7 protein-coding genes are annotated in these 17,183 nt (G+C 35.6%); 6 read left to right on the forward strand and 1 reads right to left on the reverse strand.

The features are described from left to right. Positions 1–10 precede the first annotated feature (10 nt). Positions 11–3,811 (reverse strand): hypothetical protein, encoded by a 3,801-nt coding sequence (locus tag Q0972_RS10480; RefSeq protein ID WP_299365576.1) that lies wholly within the window; start codon positions 3,809–3,811, stop codon positions 11–13. A gap of 711 nt (positions 3,812–4,522) precedes the next feature. On the opposite strand from Q0972_RS10480, the gene Q0972_RS10485 reads away from it, so the two are divergent. From Q0972_RS10485 to Q0972_RS10510, 6 genes are all read left to right on the forward strand, one after another. Further along, a complete protein-coding gene (locus Q0972_RS10485; protein WP_299365577.1) occupies positions 4,523–6,175 on the forward strand; it encodes a LamG domain-containing protein in 1,653 nt (550 codons plus the stop codon). Positions 6,176–6,716: 541 nt separating this feature from the next. Continuing rightward, entirely contained in the window at positions 6,717–7,451 is a 735-nt protein-coding gene (locus Q0972_RS10490) for a VIT1/CCC1 transporter family protein (RefSeq protein ID WP_299365579.1), read from the forward strand. Positions 7,452–7,747: 296 nt separating this feature from the next. Next, on the forward strand, positions 7,748–8,512 hold the full coding sequence (locus Q0972_RS10495; RefSeq protein ID WP_299365581.1) for a GNAT family N-acetyltransferase: 765 nt from the start codon (positions 7,748–7,750) through the stop codon (positions 8,510–8,512). 6 nt (positions 8,513–8,518) lie between these two features. Beyond that, entirely contained in the window at positions 8,519–9,490 is a 972-nt protein-coding gene (locus tag Q0972_RS10500; protein ID WP_299365583.1) for a hypothetical protein, read from the forward strand. A 235-nt stretch (positions 9,491–9,725) separates the two neighbouring features. Beyond that, a complete protein-coding gene (locus Q0972_RS10505) occupies positions 9,726–11,354 on the forward strand; it encodes a M14 family zinc carboxypeptidase (protein WP_299365585.1) in 1,629 nt (542 codons plus the stop codon). 286 nt (positions 11,355–11,640) lie between these two features. Next, positions 11,641–17,183: choice-of-anchor D domain-containing protein (locus Q0972_RS10510; protein WP_299365587.1), on the forward strand; the 5,543-nt coding region annotated here is incomplete at its 3' end.

Genomic DNA, 17,183 nt, shown 5'->3' on the forward strand with positions numbered 1-17,183 from the left:
GTTAAGTTTGTTATTGATCTTTATACCCATATTTAAATGCCTTTAGCACTTTTTGGTCATGATCTAAAATATATTCCAGCCTATCAAAATCATCATATCTATAGAACGTTTTTCGTCCCCTTTTATCTATCATAAGCTTAATGCCCACTAGAGGATCATAGATATAGGCTTCAACATTGGCATTTGGGAAGCTTGTCCTAAGGCCGTTTGCAGCCGAAACGATACCGTTTTCATTTCCAGAATCAATAGAGTCAAGCTGATATGTTGTCAGTGATGCTATAGCTTCATCATAACTAACACCTTCAATCTTAATGATAGGATAATTGTTGTTATAACCCCAAATTTGGGATGTTACAAGGCCTTGAGGAGGATAAAACTGTAACAGATTACCAAATGTATCATACTTATCAATAATCAAATTTTCATAAGATTGAGAGGTTCCCTTTTGAGATGTCACCTTGTGCAATTGAGTATTAAACCCCGCGCCAAAACGCTTGTATTCAAATTCCTGTCTCGATAGCAATACACCAGACTTAAAATATTCTGATTTCACGGGCCTGTTGATTTGCCCGTTATCAATCAAAAACTGGTTATCATTCTCAGAAGGAACTTCAAAAGCATAAGTCAGGTGGTTTTTATGCATAGCATTATTACTATCCATTGACTCAATTTGTTTTATAAGCAGATAATTATCGTCGTATTCCAATTCTTTGATCTGAGTAATACCATCAATAATGTTGGTCTCTTTTACAAGCAAAGGTTTTAACAAGGGCTCTAGTTCATTAACCGTAAAAAAAGTAACACCGCATGTAATTTCATCAATAGTTGGAGTGGCGTTACGGATGTACTGTCCGTTACTTTTCCATGTCAACGACCCTGGTACCAGTTCTCTGATAGCGTATTTTTGAGAAGAATCATCATTGTTATACACATAAGAATGCGTAAAAGCAGATTGTATGGAATTTATGGTCTTGTTTTCTAATGGGGATAAAGAATATTCATATGAGCTTTTTGAAGCAACAGAACCATCTGATGCATAATTCTCTACTCTTTCTATATAACCATTAAAACGACCTCTAGTTCCAAACTGGTCGCGGTCTGGAAAAGGATATATATCATACCCCTGGATTTCAAGCAGTCCATATGATAAAGAAAAAACATCCCAAGTGTTAAAAGCCGTATTTCCAACTATGGTCCAAGGAACCAATGGTACATTCGGTTCTATATATTGAAACTCAGACGACGTACCACCTGACATTTGAACAAGTGTTCTATTGTCTTCATAATGATTAAACTGCCTTGAGCGATTTATGAGATTAGTTTCGTCATTAATTGATTGTACAGATTCTTCAACTTCTTTATATAAGACTTCTCTTCCTTTATAATCCCGTGTTGGCCCTAAAGGATAATTAGAAACTTTTATCAGTTTTTTTAAGACAATTTGCTTATCATAAGTTGTAATCAATGGGTTATCTCCGCTTGCAAATGGCACTCCCCTTTTAAACAAACCATTTGAAGAATTATAAGAAACGATATTGGATAAGTCTTTCGGATGATACCAAATATCTTCCATAGCTGCCATATCAATATCATTATCATAACCATCGTTACTAATGTATGCAAAAGACGGTCTATACATTATAACTCCAGAGCTTTGACTCGGATTGGATTTGATTGAATAAGTATATTTTTTGATTCGTTTTTTAGTATTGTCATTGTCAAAATAATTTAGCCGGGATACCCTAAGACCAGGACCTTCAACATTCGGAATAAGAGCTAGATCATCGTAATATGTATTACTCTCATATTCTATTTCCAAATAGCCCTTTGTTGGAAAATTGATACGTTGCAAAGTACCTGATTTGATAGTACCTTCATCAATAAACCTAAGGTTACCTTCAAATACAAAATGATTAGCGTTAGCAGGTTGTGTGTACATGATTTTATGACCTGTAGGATTATCTGGAGCCACAAAAAACTGTGGAAATGATGGATGTTCTGTTGTTCCTGGGTGTTTTGCGTAACCCCAAAGATCTTGATACTTGGCCTCATTCTTTGGCCCTAATAGGCTTGGAGTCGTGTAATCAAAAGTATAAGAATGCTCATACCTGGAATCTGTGACAGATTTTAGAAACATACGTTTTCTTAAGTGTTGATTTAAGGATGCGTATTGGGATGTTATAACCTCTTTATCCAAGGTAAACGATCTTTTTACCGGATGACCGAAGGTCATTTTATCCTTTATAAGAACTTCCTTAAGATTAGTCCGTGCTCCAGATTCTACATCTACCCTATCAGTACTGTCATAATTAAACTCTATGATGCTCACAGGTGTTTCTATTGAGGTTAACTCATAAGTAGTTGCTCTTTTATTTACAAAATGATCGTTCTCCGCTAAAGGGTGCCACATAGGCATTAGATTGTAACGATGCCCTTTATATTCTCCTGTATGCGTTCTAGACACTTCTGTTTTATGATTATAGATTACCTCATTATAATTAAAACTAATGGTCTCTTGGTTAGGAAGTACGATTAAAGAAATTTTCCATTCAGTTGTACTGGAAGTCTCTAAGCCCCATTGTACAGCCTTATGCCCTAAACGTGTTCCTGTTTCTTCGGTATGTACACCCATTACTACATTATTATCCATATAAGAATGCAGATACTCACTATCGGCTATAGTGTACTTGTTAAAGTGATATTTTATTCCCTCTTTGTCAGTAATAATGAACTTGTTTATTCCTAATGCTATATGTGGGTTTGAAGAATGTGGTCCAGTTGTTATGTAAGTTTCACCTGTATCAGGATTATACGTTTCAGATATTATTCTCGATTTACTCGTATGGCTTTTATTCCATTTTCTAAATAATGGAATATCTTCAACAAAGAATTGAATTGTGTACCCTTTTTCATCTAATGGTACAGCAGTATAGAGTTGCTGCATCCGATCTCTATGAGATAGACTTCCATTGGTAGAATAAAAAGGATCGAGCGTATACTCTGGCAATGGCACTTCCTTTTCCTGTAGCATAAATGAGAAGTCCATATCCCCAAACGACACCTTAAAAATGTCTCTCTCAAAGTCATTATTTCCCCTGTTGGAATTGTACTTATGCTCATGAAAAAACCATTTTACCGAATCAAAATAATCGGTAGCGTAAGCTAATTCACCATATTGACCCCACCAGCGCTTTGGATAATGGTACATATAATAAGGTGTTCCTAGTTTTCTTATAGAGCCATTAAATATTGGGTGACCAAAAACACTCGTTTGAGAGGAAAATGCAAGATACTTCTCGGTATTTATAGTAGTATAGGCAAACATTCCATAATTAGCGGGAATAATCCCACTATTTAATGGAAATCTATACATTCTTCCAGTAAATGCATTCGCAGATTGGTAAATACTTGATCCTTCATTAGTTCCTAAATCGTCAGGCATACCCTTAACATGCCTTGTTATGGATCCTCCCGCTACTAGACTCCAATCTACACCAATTGTAGATAAATACTCATACATTTTGACTCCTGAGGTAGAGTAGTTAATTCCTATGGGCAATTCTATAAACTTATCCTTATAGGTGTAAAACGGTATAGTAAAATCAAATTTACCTGTAGTTTTATTTACACTCCCCATGGTAGAATAGTCCAAGAATTTGTAAACTTCTGGGGCTTTTTCAAAAGTTCTTGTCTGGTCTCTTTGAAAAAGCTTAAATGGTTCATCATATCCTATTACCCTTTCTTGTGCATAGCCCATGCATATAGCACCAAGAAATAGAATGAATTTCAATAACTTAAAATATCTTATCATGATTATATTATTTACGGATTGGTAAAAATGGATGAAATACCTTGAGGATTAACATCCCATGTAATAAATGTTCTTCTGCTATTACTTAAAGGAATTAGCCCGTGATTACTTTTTAAAATCTGATTAAATGAGATATGAAAAGGGAAAATAGACCTTACAGGAAAACCTAATCCAAAAAAGGCAGATAAGTGTAAAAAATTTAAATAATACCTTAGCATTTTATAAAAACCAGAATAATATGTAATTTCTTACAATCAAATATCTGTAATTACATGTAAAATTTTTATGATAAACATCATGTTTTCAAAATTTTAAGCCGATTATAGTATTAAGAGATTGTAAAGTAAAAAATTAGAAGGTATCGCCTACAAAACGTTGAGTTAATTCAATAGTTATTCATATGCTCTAATTACCTGCTTATCCAGTTAAATACTATGATGGTATAAGGGTAATTGCCTATTGGAGCTTTAATCTTACAACCCAAAGATATTGAGTTTAGATTCGATCTCGCTACATACAAGTAAGAGTCCAGTATCCTTAATATTGAATTTTTTGCATAATGCATTAAAGCTTGTCCAAAGTAGATAAAAAAAATTGCAATGTCATAACATTGAAGCTTTAAAAGCAGTTGACTAAAAAAATATTCAAAAAAAGTGATCTGACTTTTTTGCTTTTTTATTATTTTAATGATTATACCTTTTCATTTCTTACATGAAATACAAATCACATTTCGTAGTATGTCTTCTGGCTTCTTATATAGTTTTTTCTCAAGAAGCTTTTAACACAAATGATCTTATTGCCTATTATCCTTTTGATGGCAATACCATGGATTATAGTGGTAAAAACAATCATGCCTATCCAATTGGAGAAATGGAATTTAAGGATGATCGATTTGATGGAAATAAAAAATCGATCGAACTAAAAGGTAATCCTGTACATCTCAATGTTCCTAATTCAAGGTCTTTGGCATCAATAGAGGAAGGGTTCACCCTTACATCTTGGGTTTTTATTAATGATTGGGATAAAGGTTGGGCTTCGCTCCTTTCAAAATCATCCGCAATAAATAAACGCCCTTTTTATGCCCTAAGCTTTGGAAAAGACAATGGAAGGGAAATTGACTTCATAATTTTTGGAAAACGTCATAGAGTAAAAAACACGGCCTTAAAGAAGAAAGAATGGTTCCATATTACAACTGTTGTCAAAGATGATATAGCAAAATTTTATATAAATGGTGAATTGATCAGTCAGACAAAGACCAAACAATTAAAATTCAATAAAAATGAACCTCTTGAAATAGGAAGAGGTAGAAAAGGTTCCTTAAAATATTTGAATGGTAGATTGGATGAACTTTACATTTTTTCACGTGCCCTTAAAGAAAATGAAATCAAAATACTGATGGAAAATCCACTATTAGAATTACAAAACGAACCGAAGTCTTTTATACCTATGGATGAGAAATTTTCGGTGTTAAATCGCAATAACAACAAGCCTGTTACTGTAATATCTGGCAATGTGTCATATGCGGATAGAGCAAAAAACCCTGATGCACAACTAGCATTAGGCCCTCCTGATTATAAAGGCGATGACCATCCGGGCATTCAGTCTTATACGCTAGGATGTTTGGGTGAAGTAGTCTTAGAATTTACAGATAATGCACTGGTGGATGTTCCCGGTCCAGATTTATTCGTTATCGAAATTGGCCCTGTAAAAGAGGCAACAAGGTTATCCATTAGTAAAGATGGAATCAATTGGGTAAAATACGGAGATATTAGTGGTGGCACTGCAATGATAGATTTGGTTGACCATATTGGAGAAGGTGAAAAGTATTATTTTGTAAAGCTTGAAGATTTAGGATCGCAATGCATCGGACCACGTGCAGGAGCAGATATTGATGCCATTGCAGCAGTTATCCCCAAGCGCTCTGACAAAATTCTTTTGAGTAAAATATCAAATATTTCCAACAAAACGATTAATATCGAAAACCGAAACACAAACGAAGAGTCATTTACACCTCTCGAAACGACTAAGAAAGAAATAATTGTGGTTGATGAGAAAGAAATCAAACTCTTCAAAAAAACTGTAAAAATAAAAGTTTGGGATAGTTACGATGAGGATGGTGACCTCATTAACCTTTACTTGAATGGTAAGATTTTATTTTCGGATTTAAAAGTTTCTAAAAAAGGTGAAGTATTTGATATTGAATTGCAATCAGGCGAAAACATTATACAAGTTGAAGCACTTAATGAAGGAACCGTATCGCCAAATACTAGCGCAATTAGAATTTTTGTTTACAATCAGGAATACGAAATTATTCTAAGTGCTAAAAAAGGAGAGCGAGATGCCCTCAAAATTATTTTGGACTAGTCTACTTCCTTCTTTTTTTACATTAAAAACTAAAAGCTTAATATGAGACTGGTTTTAATCATATCAATTGTTCTCTTAAGAACTTCTACTACGAAAGCACATAATGGCACGATTAATATAACATATAAAGACAAAAAAGGCATTCCTTTAGGTTCAATTTGTTGCTACACCAGAAACCTATGAGCAGAACTTACCAAAGTTTACTGAATTTATTAATGGAATTGAACTCGTGGAATCGATTAGCTGTCAACAATGTGTATGATTAATTAAAAACAATTTTGAAATTTTAAGGATTCCATCAAGTTTTCTTGCTGTAGAACTAATAACAACAGTTTTTTCAAGGTTTGCTTAAATTACCAAAATACTTTGCTAATTAAACTTGCATCGTGTAAAAAAATATTATTATGTTTAGTTATCAATATTATTAGAAATCTTAATAACTAATTAATATGTATTGCATTAACTTTACTCCCTCGTTAGCTATCTTTTCGGATAGCTTTATACTTAGATGCGTTACACTTTTTAATCTATCTATTGAACCATGCCATTAGAAGAAAATAGTATTCCTAAAAAAAACATATGGTTTAATAAATATCAAGCTTATTTGGGCGAGTTTGTATATGGCGGTATTGATGGTGCCGTGACCACTTTCGCCGTTGTTTGTGGTGCTGTTGGTGCTGGCTTGGATAATACAGTAATTATAATTTTGGGGTTTGCGAATTTATTGGCAGATGGCTTCGCCATGTCTGTTGGTGCTTATCTTTCGTCCAAGTCTGTAAAGGATAATTACAATAAATATAGAGCTATTGAGTTTGCCGAAATTGAAAGCGCACCTAATTTAGGACGCAAGCAAATTGAAGACATCTACAAAACCAAAGGATTTGAAGGCGACTTATTAAAACAAGTTGTAGAAACCATTACTGCAGATAAAGACCATTGGGTAGACGTAATGATGAAAGATAAGTTAATGATGACCGAAGAAACCAAATCTCCTTTTATGAGAGGAACTGTCACCTATATCTCTTTTATCTTAATTGGTTTAATTCCACTATTGATTTATGTCTGGGATTACTTTAGTACGTTTACAGGCAATCTTTTTCTTTGGACTAGTATTTTTACCTCAATCGCTTTTATTTTTATAGGATTATTAAAAACCTATGTTACGGAAACCAGTAAAATAAAAGGTATTTTAGAAACACTTGTTCTAGGCGCTTTGGCTGCGACCGTATCTTATTTTGTAGGCGATGTATTAGAAAGCATCATCTCTAATAACTAAATGCTTATTCTTCATAATAATCTGGATTGTAAAAAATATCCCGATATCTTATACTTCCTTTAAACTTTACAAAAGCCTCACTAGAGACATTAAGTTTTGTTATAGATTATCACCATAAAATTTAGCCTTAACTGATTTTTGTCATTAATAATTCTTAGGTAATTTTTTAATTTCAAATCTTGAGAATATAAATCATTATAAAAATGATTTATCGCTTAAAAAAGCATAAGTGTTTGAAATAGCTAATAAATATATTTCTGCTTGATAGTATAAATAAAAGAAATAACAAGATGATTATGGAATCTTTAAAAATAATAGATGTTACAAAAGATAACGTCAATAAGGAAACATTGTTTTGTATAAAAGATATCAAAAACCCAGGTTTTGAAAGTAAACGCAAATGGTTTGAAAAACGCTTTGATGAAGGACTCCGCCTAAGAATCTTAAAAAACGACACTGATAAAATGATTGGGTTTATAGAATTTATTCCCGCATCAAAAGCCTGGAGACCAGTAGATGGGGACGATTTTCTATTTATACATTGTATGTCTGTGCATTCTAAAAAAGACAGGAATCAAGGTTACGGTACAATGTTAGTCCAAGAAGCTGAAAAAGAAGCGAAAAAGCTCAATATGTCTGGAGTATGTGTCATGACGAGCAAAGGGTCGTGGATAGCAAATAAGACCATTTTTGAAAAATTTGGTTTTACAGAAGTCGATAAAAAAGGGCGTTTTGAGCTTCTGTCAAAAAAGTGGAATCCAGACGCTGAGCATCCTAAACTAATAGATTGGACCGAAAAACAAAAGCAATACCAAGGTTGGCATTTGGTGTATGCAGACCAATGTCCATGGCACGAAAAATCTGCATTCGATCTTTTAAACACGGCTATGGATTATGGAATAGAACTAAAGCTTACCAAACTTGAAACCTCTGATGAGGCTAAAAATGCGCCATCAGGTTTTGGCGTCTTTAGCCTATTGCATAATGGTAAACTCATCGATGACCATTACCTCAGCGCAACACGATTTAAGAACATACTAAAAAAAGAACTCAACCTTTGATATTAAATGACTTATAAAGCGATTATTGATTGGCTTCTCAAAGGAGATGTCTCCATACAATACCAAACCCATCGTGATTTATTATCTAAACAAAGAGATGATTTGCAAGAAAGAATAGCATCCGAAGGTTTTGGAGCACAATTTTTATCACAACAACAACCCAATGGCCATTGGGGACAAACCTTCTATCAGCCTAAATGGATTTCCACGCATTACACATTACTCGATATCTGTCATCTAAAACCCGAAAGGGACAATCGTATTGCAAAAAAGGCCATTAAATTAATACTTAGCAAAGGCTATGCGGATGATGGTGGAATCCCATTGGGGCCTTCAACAATGAAACACAGCGATGTATGTGTCAATGCCCTATTTTTAAAGTATGCCTCCTACTTTAATACAGAGGAAAAAAAATTGCGCCCTATCGTTTATAATCTACTAAATGAAAAAATGCAAGACGGAGGGTTTAACTGTAGACTAAATCGCTCTGGGGCAGTACATAGTTCTTTACACAGTACATTATCAGTACTCGAAGGACTTACGGAATATCTCAATGCAGGTCATACTTATCTAAAGCCAGAAGTTCTAAATGCAATTGCATCCTCTAAAGAGTTTATGCTTTTACACCAGCTATTTCTTTCGGACAAAACAGGAAACATCATCGACAAAAAATTCTTGCAATTGTCATATCCAAGACGTTGGCGATACGATATCTTAAGTGCACTAGACTATTTACAATATTCAAAAACGCCTTGGGACAATCGCATGCAAAAAGCCATAGATGTCATTTTGAGCAAGCGCAATAAAAATGGTACTTGGAATTTGCAGGCCAAACACCCTGGACAAACTCATTTTGATATGGAAAAAGCCGGACAACCAAGTCGTTGTAATACACTAAGAGCGCTTCGTGTTTTGAAATTCTACAAAAACAACCTGATGGCATTTTCTGAATTCGAAGAAAAACCAACAGTCCCCTAGTTAAATAACATAGTAAATCTATTCCATAACCCAGAAATATCAGGTTAAAATCTAAACCAATACCATTCTAATACTTAACTATTTATTAAAGGATTTATCAAGATCATTAAAAAAACGCTTCAATCTTCAATACTAACAAAAAGCATTTCATCGATTTTTTTTGCATTTTATGGATGAAAATTAAAATTAATTGATATATTGGCTACTGTTTTAATTTCATTGAACCCCAAATCAGATGAAAAAAATTGCCCTAGGCTTAACCGCTATTTTTTTTGTATTACTATCTACCAATTCCCAAGAATTAGAAAAAAAAGAGATAGATAAATTGTTAGACGCTCAAGGAGAAATTACTTTTGAGTTTATCATAGATAATAAATATCAACTAGAAGAACTCTCCAAGACCATTACTATTATTACGGTTAACAGTACTACAGATAAAATAAAAGCTTGGGCAAATCAAGAACAGTTTCAAAATTTCTTAAATCTAAATATCCCTTACAAAGTTTATAAAGACGATAACGATATTAATGAAAGATTGATGTCTAATAACATAAGCAGTTATTCCTGGACACCAAAACCTGGCTATACCTTAGAGTTTCCTCTCACAGTTTATCCTACCTACGACGATTACACTTTGCAGATGCAAAACTTTGAGACCGTGCACTCAGATATCGTAGATTTTTTCAGTATAGGATACACAGAGCAAGGCGATAAAGAACTGTTGTTTGTAAAAATTTCCGATAATGTAGCAACTGATGAAGCTGAGCCCAAGTTATTATATACCTCAACGATGCACGGAGATGAAATTGCTGGTTTTCCTATAATGCTAAATTTAATTGATTATTTAATCACAGCATACAAAGATAATTCACATCCAGATCACACTAGAGTCACTGACCTTATTAACAATACGGAAATTTGGATTAACCCAAATGCTAATCCCGATGGAACTTATCATCTAAGTGCCGATAACACTTCCGTTGCCAATGCCAGGAGAGGTAATAGTAACAATGTGGATTTAAATAGAAACTATCCCGATAATATATCCGGCGCCCATGCCGATGATGAAGTGTACCAAGTAGAAACCTTAGCCTTTATTAAACTGGCTAAAGAAAACCACTTTGTGATTTCCGCAAACTTTCATGGTGGTATAGAATTGGTTAACTATCCTTGGGACAATACTTATGACAGGCATCCAGACGATTCTTGGTTTATACATACAGCCGGTGAATACCGAGACAATGCTCAAAAAAATAGCCCAAAGGGATATATGGATGACGAAAACAACGGCATAACAAATGGAGCAGACTGGTATTTAGTTAATGGCAGTAGGCAAGATTATATGAATCATGATCACCACTGCAAAGAAATGACCGTAGAATTATCTACAATCAAAAAGCCACATTCTTGTCAATTAAATAATCTCTGGAATTATAATAAAGAAGCACTTCTTAACTATCTTATTCAAGGAACCTATGGATTTAGAGGATTAATAAAGGATGCTAACACAGGAAAACCAATTGAAGGCGCTGCAATTAAAGTTGTTGGACATGATGCACTTGGATCCTGGACCGTATCTGACACATATGGCGATTACTACAGACCTATATATGCTGGCACATATGATTTAGTATTTGAAGCATCTAATTACCAACCTGTTATAATGAGTGATATTAGTATCGAAAATTATCAAACCAAGGTATTAAATACCATAGAGATGACACCAATTGTACCATCAATCCTTGAAAGTGCAGTTGTTTCAACACCTGTAATCATTAAGAATGAGAGCTTAGAACTACATACTGAACCTAAACCATCTGATACTTCCGTAACCACTTACAAAAGTTTTTCCGATAAAAAATAATTACAACTGCTAATTTTTATATTCAGCCTTTCAGCTTAGAACTATCTTCCCAAAAGGAAAACTACTAAAAATTAAGTAACTGAAAATCAGTAATTTATTTTTTTATAAAAAATCTTCATAAGATATAAATATATCCATTTTAAGCAAAAAACAATATATTTTTAATTAACTGATTATCAATTATTTATATTTTATAATATGCATTTCGTCGATTATTTTTGCACTTTATGGATTTTAGTTTTATGTTTGACACATAATTTTAGTCCCAAACTAAACTTAACCGCTTATGAAAACTATTACTCTAACCTTAAAACGGTATGTGTTTTTTCTATGTACAGCTTTGTGTTGTGCACAAGTAACCGCCCAGACATGTGGCACTACCATTAGTAGTTATCCTTATTCTGAAAATTTTGAGTCTAGCACCGGATCTTGGACCCAAGACACTGGTGACAACCTTGACTGGACCAGAGATTCTAGTGGAACTCCATCAGGTAGTACAGGTCCAAGTACAGGTAACGGAGATACTTGGTACATGTATGTAGAATCTTCTACAAATGGTGTTGGGTTTCCAAATATGGTTGCAAACTTTGAAAGTCCTTGTTTTGACCTTACTTCAGAAACCTATGCGGCTTTTTCTTACAGCTATCATATGTACGGTACAAACATGGGGACTCTCAATATCGATGTAAGTACAGACAATGGCGCAACATACCCAACAACATTAAGAACCTATTCTGGTAACCTAGGAGATACTTGGTTTACAGATACTATAGATTTATCTGCCTATCTGGGCCAAACCATTAAGTTAAGATTTAATGCAACCACAGGTACGGATTTTAGAAGTGATTTTGCTATAGATAACGTAAGCCTTGCAAATTCGCCATATTGTTTAGTGGCAGCAGACAATGATAGTGAGGAATATATTAGTAATGTAACGGTTGGCACAATAAATAACAATTCGGGCGCAGGTTCAACAAGTACAGGTTACTCTGATTTTACTGGAAGTGTTGCGTCAACAAATCTAACACAAGGTTCTACTGGGAATGCTATATCTGTCACCCCATTTTGGCCATCAACAATATATTCAGAAGGCGTAACAGTTTGGATTGATTTTGACCAAGATTATGTATTCGAATCTGGTGAAGTTATTATGCAAGTAGGGCCAAATACCACTTCACCACAGACTGGGACTTTTACGGTTCCAGCTGGTGCAGTATTAGGTAATACTAGAATGCGTGTTATTATGCAATATAATGCTGTAGCTACCGATCCATGTAACAACCCTAACTATGGAGAAATAGAAGATTACACAGTAAATATTATTACTAATGTTCCACAACCAGAGATTAACATTATTGGCAATTCTACAACCATTGTAAATGGGGATACAACACCAGATGTAAGTGATGATACAGACTTTGGAAACGTAGCCACTGCTGGAGGTACAGATACTCATACCTTTACGATTGAGAATACTGGAACTCTGGGCCTAAATTTAACAGGAAGTTCCCCTTATGTTAGTATCTCCGGTACCAATGCTGCAGATTTTACGGTTACGGCAATTCCTAGTGCTTCTATTGCTGCCTCTGGATCTACAACATTTCAAATTACATTTGACCCAAGTGGTGACGGTATAAGAACGGCTTCTGTATCTATCGCTAATAATGACAGTGATGAAAACCCATACAATTTCGATATACAAGGTACAGGATTTACACCTGCACCAGAAATAAACATTGTAGGAAATAGCAATACCATTGCAGATGAGGACTCAACCCCAACAACAACAGATGGTACGGACTTCGGTAATGTAGCTACTCCTGGAGGCACACAAGCCAATACGTTTACAATTGAGAACAATGGAACTCTAGATCTCAATTTAACAGGAAGTTCCCCTTATGTTAGTATTTCTGGAACAAATGCAGCAGATTTTACCGTTACTGCAATACCTAATGCTTCTATTGCTACCTCTGGATCAACAACTTTTGAGATTACATTCGACCCTAGTGCAGACGGTATAAGAACCGCATCTGTATCTATTGCTAATGATGACAGTGATGAAAATCCCTATAATTTTGATATAAGAGGTACTGGTATAGACCCTTGTGGAGGAAACACAGTATCGTCTTTTCCATATTCTGAAGATTTTGAAACAGGTATAGGACTTTGGATACAAGATACTGGTGATACTACCAATTGGACACGCCAAATGGGAGCTTCACCTTCCGGGCAAACTGGACCTACGGGTGCTGCTAGCGGTTCTCACTATATGTTTACTGAAGCATCAGGCAATGGCAATAGAATTGCCAACCTAGAATCTCCTTGTTTCGATCTTACGTCAATCACCTCACCTGAATTTAGCTTTAGTTATCATATGTATGGTGCCGATATGGGAACATTGAATGTTGATATCAGTACCGATTTTGGGAGTACGTACACACCAGTGTTGTGGACACAAACTGGTCAGGTTCAAACGAGTGAAGAACAAGCATGGAATACTGTAAGCATTGATTTATCTACATATATTGGTCAGACCGTAAAACTTAGATTTAACGGTCAAATCGGCTCTGGTTATCGAAGTGATATCTCCATTGATAATGTTTCGCTAATTAGTAATATTCCAGTACCCGAAATAAATATACAAGGTAATAGTAATACCATAGCAGATGAAGATACCACACCAGATGTGAGCGACGACACAGACTTTGGAAATGTAGCTACTGCTGGAGGTACAGATACCCATACCTTTACAATTGAGAACAATGGAACTCTAGGTCTCAATCTAACAGGAAGTTCCCCTTATGTGAGTATTTCTGGTACCAATGCCGCAGATTTTACAGTGACATCCATACCAAGTGCTTCAATAGCTGCCTCTGGTTCAACGACATTTCAAATCACATTCGACCCTAGCGCGGATGGTATAAGAACAGCATCCGTATCTATTGCTAATGATGATAGTGATGAAAACCCTTATAACTTCAATATTCAAGGAACTGGATTTACGCCTGCTCCTGAAATAGATATTCAAGGAAATAGTACTACAATTGCTGATGGCGATACCACTCCGGACTTTTCGGACAATACAGATTTCGGAAATGTAGATATCGCAGGTGGTACAAATGCCAATTCATTTATAATTGAAAATGTAGGTACAAGTGATGTCAATTTAACTGGCTCGTCACCTTATGTTAGTATTTCTGGCACCAATGCCGCTGATTTTACCGTGACAACCATACCATCCAATTCAATTTCTGCGGGAAGTACTACTACTTTTGTTATTACATTTGATCCTAGTGCAATTGGTCTTAGAACAGCAACCCTATCAATCGCCAATAATGATTCAGATGAAAATCCTTATAATTTCAGCATACAAGGTACAGGATTTGTACCGCCTCCATGTGGATCTACAGTCCTACATACAGCAACTTTTGAATCTGGTTTAGACGGATGGACGTCTGGTGGTGATGATGCTACTAGAGTAAGTGATGGAACCTGGTCTTATGGTGGTAGTTATAGCTTGAGAGTAAGGGATGACGACCCAACAGGCTCTACATCTTCTTTTGATTCGCCTGCATTCGACTTATCCAATTATGATAAAGTTGATTTTAAGTTCTTCTTTGCTCCAAACAGTATGGAGTCCACATATGATACAAGTGGTTCCACACCATCTAAAACTTATACAGAAGAATTCATCATCGAATATAGTAGTGACAATGGATCTACTTGGACACCTGTACAAACTTTTGAAAGTGGTCAAATTGCAAATCAAGATGCTGATTTTGAAACCTCATCTTCTGCTATTTTTTATGCAAGAATCGTTACCCTTAAGAGTACAGACTACACATTTCCTGCCGCTACAGTATCCCGTTTTAGAATCCGCTGTGATGCAAGTGAGGATAATGATGAAGTCTTTATCGACAACGTAACCATCACTGGTGTTGGGTATTGTACGCCCACACAAGCTCCAGGTGGAATCACCAGTAATTTAGACCTATGGCTTAAAGCTGACATGATCAACGGTATTAACGAAAATGGAGATGGCACAGCAGTGACCCAATGGATAGATAATGGTAAGGGCAATAATGCCGAAGTCATGGAAACAGGATTAGAGCCTGTTTACAGAAATAATACATCTAGGAATATTAATTTTAATCCCGTCATTGATTTTACAAATGATCATACTACAGCAGGTCGTGATTTAACTTATATAGCAAATCTTGGTTCTAGAGATGTATTAACCGGAACGGGTGGATTTAATAGTGGTGATATGTTTGTCGTCATCATCCCAGATGCTACAATAACGAATACAATGTTACCTGTTGATACATTTACAAGCACTAACCCAGTTATAAATGATCCTAGAAACGAAGATATCACTGGATTTGGTTATGGTGGCTACAGCTCAAGATTTACCAATGAATACTTTGGTTACTGTATTGGAACTTATGCCCCAGGTACCGGTATAGGCTACGGAAGAGGAGATACCTCTGGGACAACAAACTTTAATCAAATTAGTATTATCAACATTAGACATAATGCTACTGCAACCGATACGGATATGTTCCTCAATGCCAACGCTTTTGGAAATGTTACTATCGATGCAGGCTCTTTTGGTATAATAAATGACACTCGATTTTGGTTAGGTCGTAGCCAGGCTTTTGAAGGTAGTTTTGATGGTCGTATTGCCGAGGTTATCACCTACTCTGCCACCAATAATGATGGAGATTTAACACAAGCCAGAAACAGAATTCAATCCTATTTGGCTGTGAAATATGGTATTACTCTTGGTGTTAATGGTACATCACAAGATTATGTAGATAGTGACGGAACCGTCATCTGGGATCAATCTGCAAATAGTGGCTACAATTATGACATAGCTGGTATTGGTCGTGATGATGCTTCAGAGCTTAACCAAAAACAGTCTAGAAGTGTTAATGATGCCTCTGATGGAAGTGGAAGAACTCAAGGTGTTCTAACCATGGGCTTAACAGAAATTTACGACACCAATTCCGAAAACAAAAATTCAAATGCGACCACATTCAATAACAAAGAATTCCTAATGTGGGGAAATAATGGTGCAGACTTAAACCTAGCAGCATCTACAATAGCAGTAAATATGAGTGCTGGTATAACACCCGCCTTAACTACGAATGTAACATTTACCGGCATGCAACGTATCTGGAAGGTTGTTGAAAATGGTGGAGATATTCCCGAAGTTGAAGTAAGATTATTAGAAAGTGCCGTAAGAAATATTACACCACCAGGTGACTACTATATGTTCATTTCAGATACTGGTGTTTTCGATCCAACTGCCGATTATAGAATTATGACATCCGATGGAAGTGGCAACTTAGAAACTACTTACGATTTTGATGGTACAAAGTATATCACGTTCGGTTATGCACCTCAGGTCATTGTTGAACGCTCAATCTATTTTGACGGTTCTGCCGATTATATCGATGTTGAAGATAATTTAGATCTAGAATCAACTGGATTTACAATTTCCGCATGGGTTAAGCGCGACGCTGCCGACAGTGGTACTAAATCCATCCTTTCAAAAAGACCAACATCGTTTACTCCAATCTTTGATGGTTATGACTTAAGAATATTGACGGATAACAGAATACAAATGTATTGGAGAGATAGTGGTTCGTTACAAACAGTTGTAACATCTACAGGTATTCCTGACGATGAATGGCACCATGTCGCCGTAATCTATGATGGTTCAATAATGTATCTATATATCGATGGCGTACAAGATGCCACGGCCTCCAGAACAGCCCCAGTTGCAACTGACCATTCCTTTGTAATCGGTGCAGCAGGTAAGGG

Source organism: Winogradskyella sp., assembly GCF_028282165.1.
In the GTDB taxonomy this organism is placed as follows: Bacteria; Bacteroidota; Bacteroidia; order Flavobacteriales; family Flavobacteriaceae; genus Winogradskyella.